23 protein-coding genes are annotated in these 22377 nt (G+C 71.6%); 13 read left to right on the top strand and 10 right to left on the bottom strand.

Annotated elements, in window-relative coordinates:
* From KILIM_RS10055 to KILIM_RS10045, 3 genes are all read right to left on the bottom strand, one after another.
* Positions 1-450 (bottom strand): NAD-dependent epimerase/dehydratase family protein (locus KILIM_RS10055; protein ID WP_006592560.1); only part of this gene is annotated, 450 nt, incomplete at its 3' end.
* Between the two features lie 5 nt (positions 451-455).
* Positions 456-3344, bottom strand: coding sequence for an alpha/beta fold hydrolase (locus KILIM_RS10050; protein ID WP_006592559.1), 2889 nt, complete (start codon positions 3342-3344; stop codon positions 456-458).
* A complete protein-coding gene (locus tag KILIM_RS10045) occupies positions 3341-4363 on the bottom strand; it encodes a 3-oxoacyl-ACP synthase III (RefSeq protein ID WP_006592558.1) in 1023 nt (340 codons plus the stop codon). The genes KILIM_RS10050 and KILIM_RS10045 overlap by 4 nt, the downstream gene beginning before the upstream one ends.
* A gap of 211 nt (positions 4364-4574) precedes the next feature.
* Between KILIM_RS10045 and mshB the strand changes: the two genes are divergently transcribed.
* The 6 genes from mshB (at position 4575) to KILIM_RS10015 (ending at position 10875) form a co-directional block, all read left to right on the top strand.
* Positions 4575-5525, top strand: coding sequence for an N-acetyl-1-D-myo-inositol-2-amino-2-deoxy-alpha-D-glucopyranoside deacetylase (gene mshB / locus KILIM_RS10040; RefSeq protein WP_006592557.1), 951 nt, complete (start codon positions 4575-4577; stop codon positions 5523-5525).
* Positions 5522-6031 carry a flavin reductase family protein gene (locus KILIM_RS10035; protein WP_006592556.1) on the top strand — a complete coding sequence of 170 codons (510 nt, stop codon included), beginning with the start codon at positions 5522-5524 and terminating at the stop codon, positions 6029-6031. Before mshB ends, KILIM_RS10035 begins: the two co-directional genes overlap by 4 nt.
* Before the next feature lie 81 nt (positions 6032-6112).
* Positions 6113-7822 (top strand): VanW family protein, encoded by a 1710-nt coding sequence (locus KILIM_RS10030; protein ID WP_006592555.1) that lies wholly within the window; start codon positions 6113-6115, stop codon positions 7820-7822.
* A gap of 122 nt (positions 7823-7944) precedes the next feature.
* Positions 7945-8271 carry a ferredoxin gene (gene fdxA, locus KILIM_RS23680; RefSeq protein ID WP_006592554.1) on the top strand — a complete coding sequence of 109 codons (327 nt, stop codon included), beginning with the start codon at positions 7945-7947 and terminating at the stop codon, positions 8269-8271.
* Positions 8268-9446, top strand: a complete 1179-nt coding sequence (gene dapC / locus KILIM_RS23675; protein WP_006592553.1) for a succinyldiaminopimelate transaminase — start codon at positions 8268-8270, stop codon at positions 9444-9446. Before fdxA ends, dapC begins: the two co-directional genes overlap by 4 nt.
* A gap of 142 nt (positions 9447-9588) precedes the next feature.
* Positions 9589-10875: a citrate synthase gene (locus tag KILIM_RS10015; RefSeq protein WP_006592552.1), complete on the top strand. Its 1287-nt coding sequence runs from the start codon at positions 9589-9591 to the stop codon at positions 10873-10875.
* A gap of 107 nt (positions 10876-10982) precedes the next feature.
* Here the strand turns inward: KILIM_RS10015 and dapD are convergent, their stop codons facing one another.
* Positions 10983-11918: a 2,3,4,5-tetrahydropyridine-2,6-dicarboxylate N-succinyltransferase gene (dapD, locus tag KILIM_RS10010; protein ID WP_040562893.1), complete on the bottom strand. Its 936-nt coding sequence runs from the start codon at positions 11916-11918 to the stop codon at positions 10983-10985.
* Between the two features lie 34 nt (positions 11919-11952).
* Here dapD and dapE point away from each other — a divergent pair, with 34 nt between their 5' ends.
* From dapE to KILIM_RS09990, 4 genes are all read left to right on the top strand, one after another.
* The gene (gene dapE / locus KILIM_RS10005) at positions 11953-13065 is read left to right on the top strand and encodes a succinyl-diaminopimelate desuccinylase (protein ID WP_006592550.1); all 1113 of its coding nucleotides are present in this window, start codon (positions 11953-11955) and stop codon (positions 13063-13065) included.
* 19 nt (positions 13066-13084) lie between these two features.
* The gene (locus KILIM_RS10000; RefSeq protein ID WP_006592549.1) at positions 13085-13975 is read left to right on the top strand and encodes an LOG family protein; all 891 of its coding nucleotides are present in this window, start codon (positions 13085-13087) and stop codon (positions 13973-13975) included.
* Positions 13972-14340 (top strand): DivIVA domain-containing protein, encoded by a 369-nt coding sequence (locus KILIM_RS09995; RefSeq protein WP_006592548.1) that lies wholly within the window; start codon positions 13972-13974, stop codon positions 14338-14340. The genes KILIM_RS10000 and KILIM_RS09995 overlap by 4 nt, the downstream gene beginning before the upstream one ends.
* Before the next feature lie 73 nt (positions 14341-14413).
* On the top strand, positions 14414-15775 hold the full coding sequence (locus KILIM_RS09990; RefSeq protein ID WP_006592547.1) for a putative hexosyltransferase: 1362 nt from the start codon (positions 14414-14416) through the stop codon (positions 15773-15775).
* Between the two features lie 8 nt (positions 15776-15783).
* Here KILIM_RS09990 and KILIM_RS09985 read toward each other — a convergent pair whose 3' ends face one another.
* Positions 15784-16575, bottom strand: a complete 792-nt coding sequence (locus KILIM_RS09985) for a PaaX family transcriptional regulator (protein ID WP_006592546.1) — start codon at positions 16573-16575, stop codon at positions 15784-15786.
* 155 nt (positions 16576-16730) lie between these two features.
* Between KILIM_RS09985 and KILIM_RS09980 the strand changes: the two genes are divergently transcribed.
* Complete coding sequence (locus KILIM_RS09980) at positions 16731-16910, top strand: DUF3117 domain-containing protein (RefSeq protein ID WP_006592545.1); 180 nt, start codon at positions 16731-16733, stop codon at positions 16908-16910.
* A gap of 83 nt (positions 16911-16993) precedes the next feature.
* On the opposite strand, the gene KILIM_RS09975 is transcribed toward KILIM_RS09980, so the two are convergent.
* Positions 16994-17626 carry an O-methyltransferase gene (locus KILIM_RS09975; protein WP_006592544.1) on the bottom strand — a complete coding sequence of 211 codons (633 nt, stop codon included), beginning with the start codon at positions 17624-17626 and terminating at the stop codon, positions 16994-16996.
* 193 nt (positions 17627-17819) lie between these two features.
* Here KILIM_RS09975 and sigE point away from each other — a divergent pair, with 193 nt between their 5' ends.
* A complete protein-coding gene (sigE, locus tag KILIM_RS09970; protein WP_006592543.1) occupies positions 17820-18470 on the top strand; it encodes an RNA polymerase sigma factor SigE in 651 nt (216 codons plus the stop codon).
* A gap of 108 nt (positions 18471-18578) precedes the next feature.
* Positions 18579-19040: a twin-arginine translocase TatA/TatE family subunit gene (locus tag KILIM_RS09965; RefSeq protein WP_006592542.1), complete on the top strand. Its 462-nt coding sequence runs from the start codon at positions 18579-18581 to the stop codon at positions 19038-19040.
* A gap of 22 nt (positions 19041-19062) precedes the next feature.
* Here the strand turns inward: KILIM_RS09965 and KILIM_RS09960 are convergent, their stop codons facing one another.
* The 4 genes from KILIM_RS09960 to KILIM_RS09945 all read right to left on the bottom strand — a co-directional run bounded on the left by KILIM_RS09960 (position 19063) and on the right by KILIM_RS09945 (position 22373).
* On the bottom strand, positions 19063-19950 hold the full coding sequence (locus KILIM_RS09960) for a hypothetical protein (protein WP_006592541.1): 888 nt from the start codon (positions 19948-19950) through the stop codon (positions 19063-19065).
* Positions 19947-20669, bottom strand: coding sequence for an ABC transporter ATP-binding protein (locus KILIM_RS09955; protein WP_006592540.1), 723 nt, complete (start codon positions 20667-20669; stop codon positions 19947-19949). The genes KILIM_RS09960 and KILIM_RS09955 overlap by 4 nt, the downstream gene beginning before the upstream one ends.
* Before the next feature lie 4 nt (positions 20670-20673).
* Complete coding sequence (locus KILIM_RS09950) at positions 20674-21120, bottom strand: GntR family transcriptional regulator (protein ID WP_006592539.1); 447 nt, start codon at positions 21118-21120, stop codon at positions 20674-20676.
* Positions 21121-21239: 119 nt separating this feature from the next.
* Positions 21240-22373 carry an Mrp/NBP35 family ATP-binding protein gene (locus KILIM_RS09945; RefSeq protein WP_006592538.1) on the bottom strand — a complete coding sequence of 378 codons (1134 nt, stop codon included), beginning with the start codon at positions 22371-22373 and terminating at the stop codon, positions 21240-21242.
* Positions 22374-22377 lie beyond the last annotated feature (4 nt).

Genomic DNA, 22377 nt, shown 5'->3' with positions numbered 1-22377 from the left:
CCGCGCGTCGGCGGCGAGCGCGAGTTGTTCGGCGCGAGCCTTGCTGCGGGCGTAGTTGCCGCGCGCGTGCTGCGGGTCGGCCGGCCCGGCGCCCGCGCCCACCAGCGAGGCGCCGGCGTGCGCGACCGAGGGGGAGGAGACGTGGACCAGCCGGGTGACCCCCGCGGCCTCGCAGGCAGCCAGCGTCGTGGCGGTGCCGCCGATGTTCACCCGCTCGTAGTCCGACCACGGCCCGATGACGTCGACCTTGGCCGCCAGGTGCACGACGGCGTCCTGCCCCGCGACGGCCGCAGCCACCGCACCGGGGTCGGTGATATCGCCCAGGCGCTCCCGCAGCCCCAGCCCACCGGGACGGCGCTGCATGATCGTCACATCGTCACCGCGCTGGGCCAACGCCCGCGCCACGGCGCCGCCGAGCATCCCGGAAGCGCCGGTGACCAGCACCTTCATCCCGCTCACGGCGTACCAACCGCCCCGCCGGAGAGCACCATTTCGGCCCAGCGACCCAACCGGGTGCGGTCGATCTTGCTCTGGTGCCGGATGTCGACCGGCATCGCGGCCACCTGCAGCACGGCAGCCACCGGCCGCGCCGTGCAGGCCCGCACCGCCGCGGCCACCTCCGGATCCGCCAACACGGGCATCGCACGCTGTTGTGTGCCAATTCTGGGGAGGCGGCGCCCCGGCGTGCTGCTGCCCCGCTGGTCGTCGTCGGGGTTCGGCACGATGACGACGACGACCCCCTGGGTGCCGGCCGGTCCGACTCCGGTGACGGCGGCGGAGTCGACCTGCGGCAGCGCTTCGACGCGCTGCTCGAGGCCGACGGGGGTGAACGGACCCTCGGCGGTGTGCACGACGTGCGCCCGGCGCCCCTGCACCCACAGCCGGCCCTGCCCGTCGAGGTGTCCGACGTCGCCCGTGCGATGCCACCCCGGCGGCTGGTCGGCGCTGGCGTGCTGGGTGGCCCACAGCTGGTCGTAGCGATCCTTGACATGGGCCGCTCGCACGCAGATCTCCCCGGTGACCTCCGGTTCGCTCGTCAGCGCCCCGTCCGGCGCCCCAACGTCGTCGGGCAGCGGCGCGACGGCCAGCTCGACCCCGGCCAGCGGCGCTCCGACGCAGACCCCCTCGCCCTCGATCAGCGTCTCGATCTGCGCGAGCGTGATGTCGGAGACCGGCAGGCACTCGGTCATCCCGTACGGCGTGTGCAGATCGGCCTGCGGGAACAGCTCGAGCAGCGCCCGGAGCAGGGCGGCGGGCACGGGGGCCCCGGCCGACATCACGACCCGCACGCCGGCCAGCGCCGCGCGCTGCTGCTGCGTCAGGTCGTCGCGGGTGCGTTGCACATTGCGCAGGGCCGCGGGGGACGCGAACACGCTGGTCGCATCGGCCGCCAGCACCGCCTCAGCGAGCGCGGCGGCGGTCAGCGTCGAGGGGGCGGTGACCTTCATGTCCGGCACGACCGCCCCGATGCCCAGAGCGGGACCGTACAGCGCGAACGGGGCGAACGCGGCGACGAGCCGGTCGCCTGCCGTCAGGCCGTAGATGTGCCCGAAGCCGCCGATCTGGGCCCGCAGCTGATCGACGCGGTAGACGACGCCCTTGCTCGGTCCTGTTGCGCCGGAGGTGAACAGCACCGCCGCGTCGGCGTCGCCGGTGACCACCTCGGGCAGGGTCGCACCCTGGCTGCGCAACCGGGCGCCGCAGGCGCGCAGCTCATCGAGGGTTGCCCGCACCGTCAAGGCTCTACGGGCGGGAGCCGGCAGCTCCCCGGCTAGGAACCGCGCACCGGGGATCCGCAGCGCGGGCAGCGCCGCGATGCCCTTGGGGATGCCGATGATGTGATCGGTGCCTGCGCCGCGCAACGCCCGCCCCATCGCCGCGGCGCCCAGGCCCGCGTCGGCGACGACGACCACGGCGCCCAGACGCCAGGCGGCGTAGATGACGACCGTGAGGTCGATGCCCGGCTCGACGAGCACCCCGACCCGCTGTCCCGGTCGCACACCCTCCTGGGCCAGGCCCAGCGCCACCGCCTGCACGTCGTCTTCGACCTGCGCGTAGGTGGCCTGCCGACCGGTGGCGACCTCCGCGACGCAGAGCCGGTCGGGATCCTCGCGGGCCGCCCGAGTCAGCTCCGCCCACGGATGCGTGGAGGTGCCGACCGCCCACGGCGGCAGCTCGGGCCTCGTGGACTCGGCCGCCGAGGCCCGCCCCTCGACGTCCTTCGTGCTGTCGTCCGTGGTGTCGTCGCGCGTGCTGCCGTTGGCGTGGCCCTCGACCCGCGTCCGAATCCACGCCGCGATGTCCTGCGCCGAGCGGGGCGCATCCTCCAGCACCAGATGAGAGGCGCCCTCGTACCGATGCACGTCGGCGTGCGGCAGGCGCGCGCGCAGATCCCGCAGGTGAGCCTCGCTGAAGACGGGGTCCTTGGGGCCGCGCAGCAGCAGCGCCGGCACGTCCAGCGAGCCGAGCCCGTCGGCCAACTCCAGAAAGGTCACGCCGGTCGGGTGGCCCGGCCGGGCCGGGATGTCGGCGACGAACTGGCCGACGAACGACCGCGATTGCGCATCCGGATAAGGGGCCGCGTAGGCCGCGCGCACGTCCGCCTCGGGGCGGGGGCTGCTGATGGCGGTAGCCGCTGCCACGAACGCCGGGGTGCTCACGCAGGCCGCGCGCAGCAGCCCCGGGCGGGTCGCGAAGCGCAGCGGCAGCGGCAGCCCTTGGGAGAAGTCGTGTTGCACAGTCGTGTTCGCCAGAACGAGGCCGGACAGTCGCTCTCGATGGGCCAGGGCCCAGCCGGCCGCGACGAGGCCGCCCCAGTCATGGCCGGCGACGACGACAGAGGGTCCGAGGTCGAGCGCCTCCGTCAGAGCGGTCAGGTCGTCGATCCGCTGCCGCAGCGTGCGGGGGTGGGTCAGGTCGCCCCGAGGATCCTCGGAGAAGCCCATGCCGAGCTGATCGACCGCCACGACCCGCCAACCCGGCGGCGGGGCCGCCAGCAGGTGGCGCCACAGATACGACCACGTCGGATTGCCGTGCACCGCCAGGATCGTCCCGCCCGCCGCAGGTGCGGCGCGTTCAGATTCGGCGTGCGCGGATTCGGCCCGCGCAGGCTGTGCCGCGCCGGTGTCGAGCACATGCCAGGCCCGCGGCACCCCGTCGGCGTCGGGCGCCCGCACCACCCGGGACCACGCCGGATCCAGCCCGGGCATCCCGGTCAGCCGCCGCCGGATCGCCTCCGGCCGCGACACCGCCTCCGGCCCTGGCATCGGCTTCGTCGCCCGCGCCGTCGTCGAAGCTGGCATCGGCTGCGCGTCGCCCGCCCGGTCGGTGGCTGCCGCCGTCACCAAGCGACCTCGGTCATCGAGGTGTTCAGGCCCGAACCGATGCCCATGAGCAGCACCCGCTGCCCGCGCTCGATGTTGTCCTGGTGAAAGGCCAGGGTGTAGGGCATGGCGACCGGCCCGATGTTGCCGTAGGTGGGCAGCGTCATGGGGAAGCGCTCCTGCGGCAGCCCGAGGGTCTTGCACAGCGCCTCGATGTGGATCGTCGAGGTCTGGTGCGCCACATACCAATCCATGTCGTCCCAGTCGAAGTCGCCGCGGGCGTCCTTCCACGCCTCCGTCGCCAGGGTCAGGCCCTCGCGAAACAGCCGGCTGCTGTCGGTGCGCATGCCGTCCATGCCGCCCACACACAGGGTGTGGTGCTCGCTGCCGGCGCGGGTCACACCGCCGATGACGCGGTGGCCGTCGGGGCGAGCGTCGCTGCGCCCCAGCACCAGACCGACGGCGCCCGAACCGAGCGTCATCGTCGCGAACGCCTCCTTGACGTCTTCTCGCGTCGAGTCGTCCGAGAGCAGGTACTTGATCGAGGACTCCTGCATCTGTCGCGAGCCTTCGGAGGCGACGATTAGCGCGTTGTCGATCTGCCCCGCGTCGATCATCGTGCCGGCGACGTGCATGGCGTTGGCCACGCCCAGGCAGGCGTTGGTCAGGTCGAAGGCGATGGCCCGGCGAGGCAGACCCAACTCGTGATGCACGCGCGCCGAGATGCCCGGCTCGAGGTAGGGGCGGGTGACGGAGGCGTTGATGACCAGCCCGATCTCGCCGGCCTCCACGCCCGCATCGGCCATGGCCGCTCGGCCGACGTCGACGGCGCCGTCGGTGTAATCGGCCTCCGGTGGGTACCACCGCCGCTGCACGACCCCAGCGAGTCGTTCGATCTGCCCGGCCTTCACCCCGTGGCGCGCGTACGCCGGCGCCAGGCTCTCGTCGAGTTCGGCCGAGCTGACGACCTGAGGTGCCTCGAGCGCGCTCACCGACAAGATGGTGGTGTTGGCGAGGCGATACGTGGCGTTCTCGCTCACAGGGTGGGGTCCTTCCACAGGCGGCGGCCATTTGGTCCAGGTCGCGCGGTGCCGTGATCGTACCCACGGCGCGCCGTCCCCACCCATCTGCGTCTGGGGCACCGCTCGCCCCGGCGTTGTGACCAGCAGACTTGCGCGAGGACTTGGGAACGGGTGCGCGAGCACCCCATGGCGCGGCACGCGGGGCCTGCGCACAGGTACGTTGGCCGGGATGAACACGCCCAGTCTTCGCCCCGACGCCGACCCGGTGCTGCGCTACCTGTTCGTGCACGCGCACCCCGACGACGAGACTCTGGCTACCGGAGTCGCTCTGGCCACCCTGGCCCGCGCCGGTCACGAGGTGCACGTGCTCACCTGCACCCTGGGGGAGGAGGGCGAGGTGATCCCGCCCGAGCTCGCGCACCTGGCCGCCGACGCCGACGACACCCTCGGCCCGTACCGGCGCGGCGAGCTGCGCGCCGCCATGAGTCACCTCGGGGTGCGCGAGCACGTGCTGGGCGAGGATCCTGCGACGCACACGGGCTCGGCCTACCGCGACTCCGGCATGGCCGACACCCCGGCCAACGCCGACCCGCGGTCGTGGGTGGCCGCCGATGAGGCCGAGGCGGTCGCCGCCCTTCGCGAGCACATGTCGGACCTGGCCCCCGACGTCGTCGTGACCTACGACGAGCACGGCGGCTACCTGCATCCGGACCATGTGACGACCCACCGCCGCACCCGCGCGGCCGTTGCCGCCCTGCCCGCGCAGCAGCGGCCCCGGCTGTATGTCGTGCTGTCGGCGCAGGACGAGGCGGCGGCCGACCGCGCCTGGCTGCCGGACGTCGTCGACGCGGCGCACGGGCTGACGTTGTTGGCGGCCGGCGAGGCCTACCCGCCCTCGGTCGTCGACCCGGCGCTGGTGACGCACGAGATCGTCGGCGACCCGGCCGATCTCGCGGCCCGCGACGCCGCGCTGCGCGAGCACCGCACCCAGGTGAGCGTGTACGACGGCGGCTACTACGCCCTCTCCAACGACATCGCCGCGCGGTTGGCGCGGGCCGACCGCTTCGCCGCCCTCGACCCGGACACCGGCGCGCTGCTGCCCGCACCGATGGCCGCCGAAGGCGCCGCGACGCTGTGCGAAGGGCGGATCGTCGGTCTACCGGCGGAGGGTGGCCGGTGACCTGGTCGCAAGCCCCGGGCGGTCCGGATGTCGATCGGTTCCGCCACGCGATGGGCCGCTTCGCCACCGGCGTCACCGTCGTGACGACCCACGACGCCGGGCAGGACCACGCGATGACGGCCAACTCGTTGACCTCGGTGTCGCTGGATCCGCTGCTCGTGCTCGTCTGCGTGGAGACCGAGTCCCGCTTTCACGACGCGGTGCTGGCGGCCGGGGTGTGGGGGGTGTCGGTGCTGGCGCACGACGGCCGCGCCGCCGCGACGTGGCTGGCCACCCGGGGGCGGCCGCTGCACGGGCAACTCGACCGCATCCCGCACCACCGCGGCCCGCTCACCGGGGTGCCGCTGTTGACGCAGGCGCTGGCGACCCTGGAGTGCCGAACCCGGCAGGCGGTGCCCGCCGGCGACCACGTCGTGCTCATCGCCGACGTGCTCGCGGCCGATCTGAGCGAACACGCCGGGGACGCTCTGCTGTATTACCGCGGTCGGTACCGCACCCTGGACTAAGGGGGGTTGGCCGTGGGCCGAGCGTGGGGGATGTCGGGGTAGCAGCCGGCCCGCCCGGGCCGCGGCAGGAGGTGTCGACAGGTGGAGCGAGTGCGCACGATCGCCGCCATCCTCGCCCCCGCGATCCTGCTCGGCGCCCTCTACCTCGGCGTCGCGTGGCTCGTCGGCCGGCAACTGCCCTCGCAGGCCAGCGTCGCCGGGGTGCACATCGGCGGCATGACTCCGCAGGCGGCCACCGACCGCCTGGCGGGCAAGCTGAGCAACCTGGGCGAGCAGGAGATCGTCATCGACCTGCCCGGTCGAACTGTGCGCACGAAGGCCGTCACGCTCGGGCTGGCCCCCGACCTGCCGGCGACCCTGGCGCAGGAGACCGGGCTGTCGTTCGACCCGCGGCAGGTGTGGCACCGGCTCACCGGCGGCGGCCCGATCCCGCTGCGCTCGAGCCTGGATGCCGGCCGGGCGGTGGCGGCCCTGGCCGACGACGTGGCAGCGGTCGACCAGCCCGTCGTGCAGCCGCAGATCACCCTCACCTCGGGCACGGTCGAGGTGGTGCGCCCCGGCCCCGGCCGGCACGTCGACGTGGCCGCCACGCTCGCCGCGGTGCAAGCCGACTGGCCGCAGACCCGGCACGTGCAGGCGGTCGTGCAGACGGAAGAGCCACAGGTCTCGCCGGAGTCGTTCGACGAGGCGGTGGAGCAGGTGGCCAAGCCCGCCGTGGCCGGGCCGCTGAACGTGGTGCTGGGTCGGCGCGACAATCCGCTGACCGTCGCGCAGTTCGCGCCGACACTGCGGATGGTGGCCGCCGACGCCACGATGCAGCTGCGGGTCGACACCCCCACCCTGGCGGCAGTGCTGCGCGAACACGTTCCCGCCCTGGAGGTCGCGCCGGTCGACGCCGACGTGCGACTCGCCTCCGGTCGGCCGCAGGTGGTACCCGACCAGCCCGGTCGGTCCCTCGACGAGGGGGCCACCGCGGAGCGGGTGCGCTCCGCCCTGTCCGCGCGCGACGGTGATCCGCCCAGTCGCCGCGCCGGCATCGTCACCGATGAGCAGGCGGCCGCGATCACCACCGCCGACGCGACCCAGTGGGGCGTGCAGCACGAGCTGGCCAGCGTGGAGTTGCCCGCCGCCGTGGCCGATCTGCCCGACCCGGGCGCCCAGATCGCCAATGTCACCACCGGGGCCGACACGATCGCCGGTCCGGCCGGACGGCTGCTGCGCCCCGGGGAGTCGCTCTCGCTCGTGCAGCTCATCGGCGATCCGACCGGGCGCTATCCAGACGCCCCCGAGCCCACCGTGGCGGGGCCGGCGTGGCGGCCCGGCGGCGGGCTGTCGCAGCTGGCCAGCGCCCTCTACGCGGCCGGGTGGCAGGCCGGGGTCGACCTCGGCCCGCGCCGCGCCCACGACATCTACCTGCCCGACTATCCGCTGGGTCTGGACGCGACCTACTCCTGGCCCGACGCCGACGTCACCCTGACCAATCCCGGCCCCGGCGCGCTGCTGGTGGGCGCCCGGGTCAGCGGGCAGCAGGTGCAGGTCGAGCTGTGGGGGCGGCGCGACACGGCCGTGCAGGAGCAGATCGGCCCCCGCCGGGATGTGCTCGAGCCGACGCCGCAGGGCAGCAGCGACCCGTGGTCGTGCGTCGAGCAGCCGCTGGCCGCACCCGGATTCGCCGTTCAGGTGCGCCGCGACGTCGTCCGGGGGCGCACCGCCGCCCCCGCGCACGTCGAGGAGATCCGCTACGAGCCACTGCACCCCATCCGCTGCGACGGGGCGCCACCTACTCCCTGAGGATTCGCCCGGAACGAAGGCCGACCGCAGCCGCGGACCCCCGGCCGCCCGACCCGGGACCGGAGCGGGGCATACTGGGGTCCACCCAAACGTGCCGTCCTGTCACAGGAGGACCTCCCGCAATGACCTACGTGATCGCTCAGCCTTGCGTCGACCTCAAGGACAAGGCGTGCATCGAGGAGTGTCCGGTCGACTGCATCTACGAGGGCGAGCGGATGTTGTACATCCACCCCGACGAGTGCGTGGACTGCGGCGCCTGCGAGCCCGTCTGCCCGGTCGAGGCGATCTACTACGAGGACGACGTGCCCGAGGAGTGGACCGACTACTACAAGGCCAACGTCGAGTTCTTCGACGACCTCGGCAGCCCTGGTGGCGCCGCCAAGCTCGGCCTCATCAACAAGGACCACTCGCTGGTCTCCGCCCTGCCGCCGCAGGAACACGACGAGTGAGTCACGGCCGGCCGGCCGCGGCGCGACCGCCGCGGGCGCTGCCCGACTTTCCCTGGGACCGGCTCGCGCCCTACAAGGCGCGGGCCGGGGCCCATCCCGACGGACTCGTCGACCTGTCGGTCGGCACGCCCGTGGACCCCACCCCGCCGGTCGTGCAGCAGGCGTTGGCGGCCGCCACCGACGCCCCCGGCTACCCGCAGACGTGGGGCACACCCGCCCTGCGCGAGGCCGTCAGCGACTGGTTCGCCCGGCGTCGCGGGGTGCCCGAGGTGGACCCCGACGCGGTACTGCCGACGATCGGCAGCAAGGAGCTCGTGGCCTGGTTGCCCACGCTCCTGGGACTGGGCCCCGGCGATGTCGTCGGCTTTCCCCCGGTCGCCTACCCGACCTACGACGTGGGCGCCCGCCTCGCCGGCGCCACGCCGCTGCCGATCGACGGGCTGGCCGCCTTCGGCCCGCCGACCGCAGCGACCACCCCCAAGCTGCTGTGGCTCAACAGCCCCGGCAATCCGACCGGCAAGGTGCTCGGGGTCCCGCACCTGCGCAAGGTCGTGGCCTGGGCGCGCGAACACGGCGTCATCGTGGCCTCCGACGAGTGCTATGCCCAGCTCGACTGGCGCGCCCCGGCAGATCGCGACGAGGGCGACGACGGCACCTACGGCACGCCGAGCATCCTCGACCCGCGGGTCTGCGACGGCGACCACACGGGCCTGCTGTGCGTGTACTCCCTCAGCAAACAAAGCAACCTCGCCGGCTACCGCGCCGCCTTCGTCGCCGGCGACCGCGCGCTCGTCGCGGCCCTGCTGGAGGTGCGTAAGCACGCCGGCATGATGATGCCGTTTCCGGTGCAGCAGGCGATGATCGCGGCCCTGGGCGACGACGCCGGGGTCGCGGCGCAGCGACAGATCTACCGACACCGCCGAGAGGTGCTGCTGCCGGTGGTGCAACGGGCCGGCTGGCAGGTCGAAGACTCCCAGGCCGGGCTGTATCTATGGGCCACGCGCGGCCAGGACGCCTGGGCCGACGTCGAGTACCTCGCGAGGCTCGGTATTCTCGTGGCTCCAGGGACCTTTTACGGCCAGGCCGGCCGCGCCCACGTGCGGGTCGCCCTGACCGCCGACAACTCATCCATCGAGGCAGCGGCCCGTCGGCTGGAGACAGCCCGGGCGGACTGACCGTCCGCCTCGCTGGAACGGAAATTCGGCCGCGGGCCGATTGAGATACCGTGCAGAAGACACTCTTGTGAACGGATGTCTGTTCCTCGCCTCCCCTCATCGTGGCGGTGGCGGCGACCATCCACGAAAGGAATCGACTTCGATGGCGAACGAGGCACAGCTGACCATCGGCGAGAAGCAGGTGACCCTGCCGATCGTCGAGTCCACCGAAGGTAACAACGGCGTCGACGTCTCCTCCCTGCTCAAGGACACCGGAGACACCACCTTCGACGTGGGTTTTGCGAACACGGCAGCGTGCCGGTCGGCGATCACGTATATCGACGGCGACGAGGGCATCCTGCGCTACCGCGGCTACCCGATCGAGCAGCTGGCGGAGAAGTCCACCTTCCTCGAGGTCGCCTACCTGGTGCTCTACGGCGAGCTGCCGACCCGCGACCAGGCCGACGAGTTCGAGGACCGCATCAAGCGATCCTCCCTGCTCGACGAGCGCATGCGTGACCTCTTCCGCTGCTTCCCCCGCCGTTCGCACCCGATGCCGGTGCTGTCCGCGGGCATCATGGCGCTGTCGACGTTCAACAGCGACAGCACCTCGGTGAGCGACCCCGACCAGATCGAGACGGCGACGATCAACCTGCTCGGCAAGGCGCCGACGTTCGCGGCCTACGGGTACAAGAACTCCATGGGCCAGCCGATGCTCTACCCCAAGAACGACCTGAGCTACATCGAGAACTTCATGCGGCTCTCCTTCGGCCTGCCGACCGAAATGTACGAGCCCGACCCCAAGGTCACCCGCGCCCTCGACACGCTGTTCATCCTGCACGCCGACCACGAGCAGAACTGTTCGACGTCGACCGTGCGGCTCGTCGGCTCCAGCCAGGCGGACATCTACACGTCGGTCGCCTCCGGCGTCAACGCCCTCTCCGGCCCCCGCCACGGCGGCGCCAACCAGCAGGTGCTGGAGATGCTGCAGCGCATCCAGGCCGACGGCGGCGACGCCGACAAGTTCGTCGAGCGGATCAAGAACCGCGAGGAGGGGGCCCGACTCATGGGCTTCGGCCACCGGGTCTACAAGAACTACGACCCTCGCGCCGCGATCGTCAAGCAGCACGCCGACCAGATCCTCTCCGAATCCGAGCACCACGACGCCCTGCTGGACATCGCCCTGCGGCTCGAGGAGATCGCCCTCTCGGACGACTTCTTCAAGGAGCGTCGTCTCTACCCGAACGTCGACTTCTACACCGGCCTGCTCTACCAGGCGATCGGCTTCCCGACGAACATGTTCACCGTGCTGTTCGCCCTCGGCCGCCTGCCCGGCTGGATCGCCCACTGGCGGGAGCAGAACGCCGACCCGGCCAGCAAGATCGGTCGCCCCCGACAGATCTACATCGGTGAGACCGAGCGCGACTTCGTCGACATCGACAAGCGCTGAGCGCGATTGGCGCGCAGGTGGCGCCGGCGGACCCTCACGGGTTCGCCGGCGCCACCTTTTGGTCTCGCGCCGTGTTGGTCTCGCTTTGGTCTCGCGCTGACCGCAGCTCAGTTGTGGGCGTGCAGCTGCGAGTTCAGTACGACTCCCTCTCCGGTGCGCGAGCGAGCCTGCACCTGCCCGGACACCGAATCCCGTAGGAACAGCAGGCCGTTGCTGCCCGAGAGCTCCCGGGCCTTGACGACCCGGCCGTCCGCCAGCGTCACCTTCGTGCCGGCCGTGAGGTACAGCCCGGCCTCCACGACGCAGTCGTCTCCGAGAGCGATGCCCAGGCCCGACTCCGCGCCGAGCAGGCAGCGCTTACCGATGCGCACCCGCTGGGTGCCGCCGCCCGAGAGCGTGCCCATGGTCGAGGCGCCCCCGCCGATGTCGGAGCCGTCGTCGACGACGACGCCCTGGCTGATCCGGCCCTCGACCATGGAGGTGCCCAGCGTGCCCGCGTTGAAGTTCACGAAGCCTTCGTGCATCACCGTCGTACCCTCGGCCAGGTGCGCGCCCAGCCGCACCCGGTCGGCGTCACCGATGCGCACGCCCGTGGGCACCACGTAGTCGGTCATCCGGGGAAACTTGTCGACCCCGAAGACCTGCACGCCGCCGGAGTTGCGTAGCCGTGCCCGCGTCATCTCGAAGTCCGCCGGCGCGCAGGGGCCCACGTTCGTCCAGACCACATTGGGCAGCGCCGCGAAGATGCCGTCGAGGTTCAGCTCGTTGGGCGCGACCAGCCGGTGCGAGAGCAGATGCAGGCGCAGGTAGGCGTCCCGCGTATCCGCCGGAGCGGCGTCCAGATCGATGCTCGTCAGGTCGAGCACGAGGCGCACCCCACGCCGCGGGTCCTGCCCCTCCAGGCTGGCCAGCTCGACGGGCTTGCCATACGGATCGTCGGCCGGAGCCGGTCCCAACTCCGGGCGTGGATACCAGGTGTCCAGCACCTGGCCCTCGTCGGTCACGGTGGCCAATCCCCATCCCCAAGCGGGTCGCGTCGTCATGAGGCCAGCCTATGCGGCGCATTAGGTTGGTCCCGTGCCCGACTCCACGCCCGACTCCACGCCTGCCTCGACGCCACCCCTAACGCCCCCGTTGGACCTGGCCGCCGACATCGTCACGCTCACCGCGGCGATCTGCGACATCGCCTCGGTCAGCGGCGACGAGGCGACGCTCGCCGACGCGGTCGAGGCTGCCCTGCGCACGGGCACCGCGTTGCAGGTCGAGCGGCACGGCAATGTGGTCGTCGCCCGCACCGACCTGGGGCGGGCCGAACGAGTGCTGCTGGCCGGGCACCTCGACACGGTCCCGCTGACCGACCCGCCCAACCTGCCCACCCGCCTGGACGGCGACCAGTTGTGGGGCCGGGGGACCGTCGACATGAAAGGTGGCGTCGCCGTCCAGCTGCGCCTCGCCGCGACCGTGGCGCAACCGCGCCGCGACGTCACCTACGTCTTCTACGACAACGAGGAGGTCGAGTCGAGCAAGAACGGCCTGGGGCACCTGGCCCGCAGCCACCCGCACCTGCTGGCCGCCGACTTCGCCGTCCTCCTCGAACCGACGAACGCACAGGTCGAGGGTGGCTGCAAAGGCACTCTGCGAGTGGAGGTCGAGGTGCCCGGCAAGGCGGCCCACTCCGGTCGCCCCTGGGCCGGCGACAATGCCGTGCACAAGACCGGAGCCCTGCTGACCAAGCTCGCCGAACACCAGGCGCGGGTGGTCGACGTCGACGGGCTGACCTACCACGAGGGGCTCTCCGCCGTGGGCATCCGCGGCGGCACCGCCGGCAACGTCATCCCCGACCGCTGCGTGCTCACCGTCAACTACAGGTTTGCCCCCGACCGCAGCGAGCAGGAGGCGCTGGCGTTCGTGCGGGACTTCTTCGCCGGGTACCCCGTGACCGTCACCGACAGCGCCCCCGGCGCCCGACCGGGCCTGGACCGGCAGGCGGCCCGCGACTTCATCCGCGACCTCGACGTGCCGGTCACCGCCAAGGAAGGCTGGACCGACGTGGCCCGATTCGCCCAATTCGGGGTGCCCGCCGTGAACTTCGGCCCCGGCGACCCGATGCTCGCGCACAAGGAGGACGAACGGGTGCCGATCACCCAGTTGCGCGACGCCGAGGCCGCCCTGCTGCGCTGGCTGGGGTGATCCGTTTTACGGTTGCTGGGTGACGAACACTTCCGGCTACCAGCGCGGCCCTGTGACCCTGAGGGGACGCTACGTGCCCCAGACGACCACCGACCAGCGGCTCCTCGACGACCGCGGCCAGGCCGCGTGGCTGCATACCGACCCCTGGCGGATCATGCGCATCCAGGCCGAGTTCGTTGAGGGCTTCGGCACGTTGGCCGAAGTCGGTCCCGCGGTCTCGGTCTTCGGTTCGGCCCGCACCGGCCCCGACGACCCCAACTACGCCCTCGGCGAGCAGGTCGGCGCGGCCTTGGTCAAGGCCGGGTACGCGGTGATCACGGGCGGCGGACCGGGCTCCATGGAGGCCGCGAACAAGGGCGCGGCCGAGGCCGGCGGCACCTCCGTCGGGCTCGGCATCGAGTTGCCGTTCGAGCAGGGCCTCAACGAGTACGTGCACATCGGCGTCAACTTCCGCTACTTCTTCATCCGCAAGACGATGTTCGTCAAGTACGCCCAAGGCTTCATCGTGCTGCCCGGCGGTTTCGGCACCTTCGACGAACTGTTCGAGGCGATGACCCTCGTGCAGACCCGTAAGGTGACCCGCTTTCCCATCGTCCTCATCGGCTCCGACTACTGGGCGGGCCTCATCGACTGGCTGCGCACCACCGTGCTCGACCGCGGCACCATTTCCCCGCACGACCTCGATCTGCTGCACGTCACCGACGACGTCGACCACGCCGTGCAGCTCATCAAGGACGCCGGCTCCGAACTGGCCGACCAGGCCGCCGCGCAGGAGCGCGCCGAAGAGGTGGCAGCCCAGGAGTACGCCGAAGACGTCATCGAGGCCGACCGGCTGGGTGAGGGGGAGGGCGACCTCGAGGGGGAGCGCTCCGGTGAGCGTTCAGACGACCGTGGCACGATACGGCGATGATCGTCCTCCTGGTGGTCACCGTCATCCTGCTCGTCGGCTTGGCCTGCGCGGGCTTCCTGCTGCGCGACCGGATCAGCCTGCACCCGGCCGCCCCGACCAGCTCGATGGGCGGGGGGTTGCCGGCGGGCCCGCTGGTCGGCGACGACATCGCCGGCGTCCGCTTCGACACCGTGCTGCGTGGCTACCGCATGGACCAGGTCGACGACGTGCTGGCCCGGCTGCGTGACGAACTGGCCCGCCGCGACGCCGATATCGAGTTGCTGCGCGAGCTCGAATCGACGGCGCTGCGCACGGTGCCCCCTGGGCAAGCCCAACTCGACGACGGCTTTTTCGGCCCCGCCGAGCCCCCCACCGTGGATCGGTAATGTGGGGCGCCGGAGGCCGCCCAGCGGTCGCCGATCCGATAGTGCGAGCGAACGACCCTGAAGGAGTCTGCCGGTGACGAGTCCGCATCCCGGGGAAGGGACCCCCGGGGCCACCGCTGACGACCTCGTAGAGAGCCCATCGGACTCGCCGCCCGCGGGGCCACGCTGGTACGAGCGCCCGTTGACGTTCTTCGCCGCCGTACTCGGCATCTACCTGCTCGCGCGGCTCTTCTCCGGCATCGTCCTCTACGTCACCGGACTGCACCAGGTCGACGTCGTCTGGTTCGAGCAGGAGACCGGCTACCTGCGCATGACCGTGCTGTGGGACGCGTTCTGGTATCGCCAGATCGTCGAAGACGGCTATCCGAGCATCCTGCCGGTCGACCCCGACACCGGGCGTCTGTGGCAGAACCCGTGGGCGTTCTACCCGATGTTCCCCATGACGACGCGGTTCCTCATGGCGCTCACCGGAGGCGGGTTCGCCCTCGTCGGCTCCACGATCAGCCTCGTGCTAGGCGGCGTCGCCGCCCTGCTCATGGCCGTCCTGCTGCGCGAGAAGGTCGGCCCTCGCGTCGCCCTGTGCGGTGTCGCCGTGTGGGCCTGCATCGTCAGCTCCTCGGTGCTGCAGGTCGCTTACACCGAGTCCATGGCCATGGTGATGCTCTGCGGCGTCCTCCTCGCACTGACTCACCGGCGCTGGTGGATCGCCGCAGGCATCGCCCTCCTGACCGGCCTCTCCCGCCCCATCGCCATCCCCCTGGGCATCGTGGCCCTCGTCTCCTGCTTCTTGCGCTGGCGCCGACGCCACGAAGAACCCATCCCGGTGCGCGAGTACGTCGCGATGCTCGCCGCCCTCGGCGCCTGTGGCCTCTCCGGCGGCATCTGGCCCCTCATCGTGTGGCTCGGCACGGGCAACCCGCAGGGGTACACCGAGTCGATGACGGCCTGGCGGGCCTACGACGAGATCCAGCCCTTCATGCCCTGGTGGTACAGCGCCAACTGGGTCGTCGGCTCCGCGGCCGGGGCCGCCCTGTTGCTCCTGGTGATCATCGCCCTCGTCATGGCCGTCACCGCCGGGCCCTGGGCGCGCTCCCTCGGGCCGCAGCTGCGCGCCTGGTCGCTGGCCTATCCCGCCTACCTCTTTGCGGTGATGGACCCCACGACCAGCATCTACCGCTACCTCATTCCCCTCTTTCCTTGGGTCGTCGTCATGATCGGCGCCGGCTGGGGTAAACCCGGGCAAGACCCCCTCGAGAACGGCACCGACGAACGCGGCGGCGCCCACCTACCGGGCGAACAACGTCTCCGGCGGCGCCTGACCAGCCGAAAACTGGTGCGGCTCACGATCTTCTGGGTGCTGGTGGGTCTGCTGTCGCAGGTCTGGTGGATCTGGGAGATCTGGCAGTTCACCCCGCCGGCCGACAACCCGCCGTGATCCGCCGCTCAGCTGCGGAGGCAGGCGTCGACGTAGGTGTCGGCGGCCGGGGCTAGGCGGGTGGCTAGGTCGCGGAAGCGGGCGGCCACTGCTGGGCGGGGCCAGTCCTGGGGGAGTACTTGGGCTGGGAGGCCCGGGTCGTCGAAGAGGAACAGCCGCCAACGGTGCACCAGGCGGGCGCGGCGGGCGAACGCCGCGGCCGGGCCCTCCTTGGCGATCCAGGCTTCGGCCGAAGGCTCATGGTCGGTCGTCAGCTCGTCGTCGAACTGCAGGTAGCCGCGGGCAAGCGCTGGCAGATCCCACAGGTCGGTGGCCAGCGCGTGGTCGTCACCGTCGAAGCGGGAGGCGAAGCCGCGCCAGTCCACGTCCTCCCGCTCCAGCCGAGCCGCCAGATCGGGATGGCGCCGCGCTCCCACCCACGTGGAGCCCGCCAGGGGGGCGTAGCCCAGGTAGCGCAGGCCCCCGGCGACCCGCTCCCGGGCCGCGCGACCCTCCGGCGGCTCCAGGACCACGACATCCCAGGCACCTGACCAGGCCGGTTCCGCCTCGTCGTAGATGCGTCGGCGTGCGTCCGCGAGCTGTCGCGTGGCCCGGGCCGTCTGCGCGTAGCCGCGGGCGCCCTCGTGGACACTCGGCGTCAGCCACCCCTCCCGCACCATCCTCGAGACGGCGGTGCGGGTCGCGGGGCCCGCGATGTCCAACGCCTCGAGCGCCCGGACCAGGCCGCCGACCGGCGCCCAACCGCCACGGCGCGCGACATGGTCGCCGTACAGGTCGAAGAGAGCCGAGCGGGCGCGCATGGCATCTAGTCTCGCGGACACCCGATTTCGCGCTTGCGCGGGCACGCGCGATAATGAGAAGTACATGTGCGTTCGCGGTGATGCGCCGCTCCCGGCCTACGGGTGCTGCCCGTGGACCACCACGTAAGGTCCATGGCTCGATGGAAGGGGTACGAATGGCCGCAATGAAGCCTCGCACCGGCGACGGTCCGCTGGAAGTGACCAAGGAGGGCCGTGGCATCGTGCTGCGGATGCCGATCGAGGGTGGTGGCCGGTTGGTCGTCGAGATGACGCCGGATGAGGCCGCGAACCTCGGCAAGGCCATCGAGTCCTGTGAGGCCGTCCCTAGCAACTGACGACTCCGCCCTCGCGGCGTAGCCTCGACCCCCGCACCGCACCGCCGGTGACGGGGGTTCGTCGTGCCCGCCCCGACCTGCCCTCAGCGCTTGACGGCCGCCAACAGGCCGTCGCCCACCGGCAGCAGGGTCGCCTGAAACGCGTCGTGATCCCGCAGCGCCTTGCCCAGGTCGCGCAGCGTTGTCGTCGTCGCGTCTCGGGCCACCGGGTCGGCCACCTTGTCGTGCCACAGCATGTTGTCGAGTGCCAGCACCCCACCGCTGCGCAGCAACCGGCTCGCCTGCTCGACGTACGCCGGATACTCCTCCTTGCGGCCATCGACGAAGACCATGTCGTAGGCGCGGTCCGCCAACCTGGGCAAGACCGACAGCGCGTTGCCCATGATGACGCGGGTGCGTTGCGGCGCCATGCCGGCCTCGCGGAAGGCGGTGCGGGCGGCCCGCTGGTGCGCCGGCTCGATGTCGATGGTCGTCAGCACGCCTTCGGGTGCCATGCCGTCGAGCAGCCACAGGCCCGAGACCCCGGCGCCGGTGCCGATCTCACAGACCGTGCGGGCCCGCAACGCCCCCGCCAGCAGCCGCAGGGCCGCACCCACACCGACGCCCAGCGGGGTGCAGCCGAGCTCCTCGCCGCGGCGGCGGGCGGCCTCCACCGCGGGGGGCTCGGTGAGAAACTCCTCGGTGTACGACCAGCTGGCCGGCTTCTGCACGCTCATTCTCCGGCTCCTCGTCGTCGGCTCGCGGGCGCTGACCAGCCTAGACCGCCGACGGCGGACTGCTGGACATAACTTCTTGTGCACAAACGCCCAGCCGTTGTCCAGGCTCTGCGGGCATCATGTCGCTACGCCCGGGTAACCGCACAGGGGAGCAGCCGCGGGGCACCCGACCGCAAGGGAGAGAAGGACTACCGTGACCATCACCGAGCAGAGCCTCACCGATGCTGCATCTGCGGAGTCGACTCAGCCCGACTGGGCCCCCCCGACGTGGGAAGAGGTCGTCGAGCAGCACTCCGCGCGGGTCTACCGTCTCGCGTACCGCCTCACCGGCAATGTGCACGACGCCGAAGATCTGACCCACGACGTCTTCATCCGCGTCTTCCGGTCCCTGGACTCCTACCGGCCCGGCACCTTCGAAGGCTGGCTGCACCGCATCACCACCAACCTCTTCCTCGACCGCATGCGCCGCCGCCAGCGCATCCGCTTCGACGCGCTCTCCGACGACGCCGCGGCCCGGTTGCCCTCGCGCACCGTCAGCCCCGCGCAGCACTACGAAGACACGCACTTCGACGACGACGTGCAGCGGGCGCTCGACGCCCTGGCCCCCGACTTCCGCGCGGCCGTCGTGCTGTGCGACATCGAGGGGCTGACCTACGAAGAGATCGCCGAGGTGCTCGACATCAAGCTCGGCACCGTGCGATCGCGCATCCACCGCGGCCGTGCTCAACTGCGCGAGGCCCTGGCGCACCGGGCGCCGACCTCGCAGCGTTCCCGGGCCACCCGCCCGCCGGTGCGGCTCCCCTCGGCGAGCTTCGCCCTTCCGCGCGTCGCGCCCTCTCTCTGACCTTCCACCTCAGGTGCCGGGGGCCAGCCGCACCTGACAGGATGGCCGCAGGCGTCCGCGCGGGCGTCGACAGGCAGTGGGCAGGCACGGGACGCGAAGGGCGGCAAGGTGTTCGGCATCAACGGCTGGGAGCTGGTCATCCTCGTCGTCGTCGCCCTGCTCGTCATCGGCCCGGAGCGGCTGCCGGAGTACGTCGCCAAGCTGCGGCAGACGATCCGAGACCTGAAGCGGCTCGCCGACGGGGCCCGTACGCAGCTGCGCGATCAGATGGGTCCGGAGTTCGACAACGTCGACTGGACCGCCTACGACATCCGCCAGTACGACCCGCGTCGCATCGTGCGCGAGGCCATCACCGACGCGTGGAACGAGGACACGGGGGCGACCGACGCCGACGCCAAGGAGCCGCAGGACCGGGTCCCTGGCGCAGGCGCTCAGGGCGTTTCGGGCGTTTCGGGCACAGACACGACGGCTGGGGCGGGGGAGTCGACGCCCGCGCGCCGGATGACCCCGGACTACACGGCCGTGCACGACCCATCCCGCCCCGTGCCCTTCGACGACGACGCCACCTGAGGGCGGTCGATCCGGATGCCGGTCAGCGCAGCGACACTTTGCGGTCCCACGAGTACGCGGTGCGCCACGCCAAGAGCGCGCTGACCAGCAGCATCGGCACCAGGAAGCCGAGAGGGAAGCCCTGCGGCGGCGGCTGGTTGGCGACCAGGGCACCCCACAGGTCCATCGGCACGAAGCCCAACGAGCCGCCGGACATCCCGACGCCGACCGGCACCGCGAACAGGCCCACCCCGGCTAGCACCTGCATGAGCAGGTAGACGCAGAACCACACCAGAACCGGGCCCGCCGGGCCCATCGCCCCGAGGCGACCCTCGCTGCCGATCGAGGCCGCGAAGTAGTACTGCGCGAGGTAGCTGACGATGAGCGCGACACCCAGCGCCGCGAAGAAGAGCCACCACAGCGCGCCGACCGGGGCGATCACCTCCCGGACGTTCTTGACGAGGAAGGCGACCGCGCCCTGGCCCGGGTCGGCGGCCTCCCTGGCGGCGGCGAGCGCCGGCAGCAGGGCCAGTGCCAGGGCCCACACCGTGGCCGCGACGCCGACGAGTGATCCGTACAGCAGGCGGGCGGCGTAGATCCTCGAGCCCCGCAGCGGCAGGCTCTGCGTCAGATAGCCGGTGCGCCCGTAGGCCGACAGCCAGTAGTCGATGGCCAGCACGATGAGGGCGATCGGCGGGAGGGCGCCGGCGGCACCGAAGCCGAGGATGAGGCCCAGGTTCGCCAGGACGTAGATCGGAGTCGTGGCGATGAGGGCGCCCACGACCGCGAAGAGGCTGGTCCCGAGCACGACGACGCCGAGCGGGCCGCGGGTGCGGGCGACCTCATGGCGCAGGAGCGTGCGGATCGTGGGGCCGCTGTGACGCTCGGGCGACGCGGGGGTCGCCGTGTTGGCGGCGGTGGCGGTGTTCATCGGTGGACCTCCCGAAAGATCTGGTCGAGGCTGGCGCCGTGCTCGGCCCGCAGGTCGTCGACGTCGCCGGAGAGCGTGATCCGCCCGTGGCGCATGAAGACGACGGAGTCGAGCACCGGCTCGAGGTCGTGCACGAGATGGGTGGAGATGAAGACGAGGGCCTCTGGATGCAGGTCGCGCACGATCGCCTCGAGCAGTACCTCGCGCGCGGCGGGGTCGACACCGGAGATCGGCTCGTCGAGCAGGTAGACGGCGGCCCGACGGCTCATGGCGAGCGCGATCTGGATCTTCTCCCGCATGCCCTTGGACGCCTCCTTGAGGCGCAGGCCCTCGTCGAAGCCGAAGTGGGCCAGACGGTCTGCGGCCAGTTCGGCGTCGAAATCGGTGAAGAAGTCGCGGTAGATGTTCACGCAGTCGCGCACCCGAGCCCGGTCGGGCAGAAACGAGGTGTCGGGCAGGAAGCTCACCCGCGCCTTGGACGCGGGCCCCGGCGTGTGGCCGGCGATACGCACCTGCCCGGTGTAGTCGCTGACCACACCGGCCAGCACCTTGAGCAGCGTCGTCTTACCGCAGCCGTTCTCGCCGAGCAGGCCGACGATCCGGCCTGGCGTCAGCTGCAGCTCGACGCCGTCGAGGGCGTGCACCGGGCCGTAGTGCTTACGCAGGCCACGGATGTCGATGGCGGCCCCGCCGCTGGTCTGATCCTCGGTGGTGGACATCGGGTCAGGCTCCCTTCGGCTCGTCGGTGTCTGTGTCGGTGTCTGTGTCTGCGTCTGCGTCGGTGTCGGTGTCGGGGCGGCTGGTGCGCGGGTCATGGGCGGTCCACCTTTGCGTGAGCAGGGATATCGCGTCGGGCAGGTCGAGGCCGAGCCCGTGCGCGCGTTGGATGAAGTCGTCGGCGGCGCCGGCGGCCACGTGGTGGCGCAGGTCGCGGATGCGCGCCTGGTCGTCGGTGACGAAGCGGCCGGCGGTGCGTTCGGAGCGGCACAGGCCCTCGCGTTCGAGCTCGGCCAGCGCGCGCTGCACGGTGTTGGGGTTGACGCCCAGGTCGCCGGCCAGTTCGCGCACGCCGCCGATGCGTTGTCCGGGGGCCCAGTCGCCGACGGCGATGCGGCGGCAGAACTCGTCGATGAGCTGGTGCCAGATCGGCCGCGAGGGGTCGAAGTCCATCGCTCGCCTCCTGTCGTCCTACTGTATTAGGTACTTAATACAGTAGGACGTGGACGTCAAAAAGTACAGCCCTGCGGCCAAAGACCGCAGGGCTGTAGGGGAGTGGGGTGTCGAGTGGTTTACCGCCCCGTGGGCGTGAGGCCGAGTTTGCGCCCCGCCAGGCCGCGCGAGCGCGAGCCCAGGCCGCGCGCGATGCCGCGCAAGGCGACTCCGGCCGGGCCGTCGGGCGCCGAACGCACCACGGGGTCACCGGCGTCCGAACCCTCGCGCAGCGCGACATCGAGGGGAATCTGGCCCAGCAGCGGCACCTCGTGCCCCATGAGCCGACTGAGGGAGTCGGCGACGTGCTGGCCACCGCCGGAGCCGAAGATCTCCTGACGGGAGCCGTCGGGCAGCTCCAGCCACGACATGTTCTCGATGACGCCGACGACCCGCTGGTGGGTCTGCGCCGCGATCGACCCGGCGCGCTCGGCGACCTCCGCGGCCGCCTGCTGCGGGGTCGTCACGACGATGATCTCGGTGCCGGGGATGAGTTGGGCCACGGAGATCGCGACGTCGCCGGTGCCCGGAGGCAGATCGAGCAGGAGTACATCGAGGTCGCCCCAGAAGACGTCGGAGAGAAACTGCTGCAGGGCCCGGTGCAACATCGGTCCGCGCCACACGACGGGCTGGTTGCCGGGCACGAACATCCCGACCGAAATGACCCGAACGCCCTGGGCCTCGGGCGGCATGATCATGTCGTCGACCTGCGTCGGCGCGCGGTCGACCCCCAGCATGCGGGGGATGGAGAAGCCGTAGATGTCGGCGTCGACGACCCCGACGGTCAGGCCCTGGTCGGCGAGCGCGACGGCGAGATTGCTGGTCACCGACGACTTGCCGACGCCGCCCTTGCCGGAGGCCACGGCGTACACGCGGGTCAGCGAGTCGGGCCGCGCGAACGGGATCTCCCGCTCGGCCTGCCCGCCGCGCAGGTGCTCGCGCAGGGCCGCGCGCTGCTCGTCGCTCATCACTCCCAGGCGCACGTCGACGCTGGTCACGCCCTCGACGGACTCGCACGCCTGCCGGGTGTCGTGCTCGAGTTTCGATTTCAGCGGGCAGCCGGAGACGGTGAGCAGGATGGTGACGAGCACTGCGCCGGACTCGCTGATCTGCAGGTCGCCGACCATGCCCAGATCGGTGATCGGGCGGTGGATCTCGGGGTCCTCGACGCCCGAAAGGGCCTGCAGCAGTGCATCGCGAGTGGGGGCAACCATGCCC

This window comes from Kineosphaera limosa NBRC 100340, from assembly GCF_000298215.1.
Lineage (GTDB): Bacteria > Actinomycetota > Actinomycetes > Actinomycetales > Dermatophilaceae > Kineosphaera > Kineosphaera limosa.
The sequence above is the reverse complement of the archived record's forward strand: the minus strand, read 5'-3'. Positions and strand labels throughout refer to the sequence as shown.

Bases quoted from the DNA above. Each gene is read 5' to 3' on its own strand.
- mshB (WP_006592557.1), top strand. From the start codon at position 4,575: ATGAACACGCCCAGTCTTCGCCCCGACGCCGACCCGGTGCTGCGCTAC.
- fdxA (WP_006592554.1), top strand. From the start codon at position 7,945: ATGACCTACGTGATCGCTCAGCCTTGCGTCGACCTCAAGGACAAGGCG.
- KILIM_RS10015 (WP_006592552.1), top strand. From the start codon at position 9,589: ATGGCGAACGAGGCACAGCTGACCATCGGCGAGAAGCAGGTGACCCTG.
- dapD (WP_040562893.1), bottom strand. From the start codon at position 11,918: ATGACGACGCGACCCGCTTGGGGATGGGGATTGGCCACCGTGACCGAC.
- KILIM_RS09995 (WP_006592548.1), top strand. From the start codon at position 13,972: ATGATCGTCCTCCTGGTGGTCACCGTCATCCTGCTCGTCGGCTTGGCC.
- KILIM_RS09985 (WP_006592546.1), bottom strand. From the start codon at position 16,575: ATGCGCGCCCGCTCGGCTCTCTTCGACCTGTACGGCGACCATGTCGCG.
- KILIM_RS09980 (WP_006592545.1), top strand. From the start codon at position 16,731: ATGGCCGCAATGAAGCCTCGCACCGGCGACGGTCCGCTGGAAGTGACC.
- KILIM_RS09975 (WP_006592544.1), bottom strand. From the start codon at position 17,626: ATGAGCGTGCAGAAGCCGGCCAGCTGGTCGTACACCGAGGAGTTTCTC.
- KILIM_RS09960 (WP_006592541.1), bottom strand. From the start codon at position 19,950: ATGAACACCGCCACCGCCGCCAACACGGCGACCCCCGCGTCGCCCGAG.
- KILIM_RS09955 (WP_006592540.1), bottom strand. From the start codon at position 20,669: ATGTCCACCACCGAGGATCAGACCAGCGGCGGGGCCGCCATCGACATC.
- KILIM_RS09950 (WP_006592539.1), bottom strand. From the start codon at position 21,120: ATGGACTTCGACCCCTCGCGGCCGATCTGGCACCAGCTCATCGACGAG.
- KILIM_RS09945 (WP_006592538.1), bottom strand. From the start codon at position 22,373: ATGGTTGCCCCCACTCGCGATGCACTGCTGCAGGCCCTTTCGGGCGTC.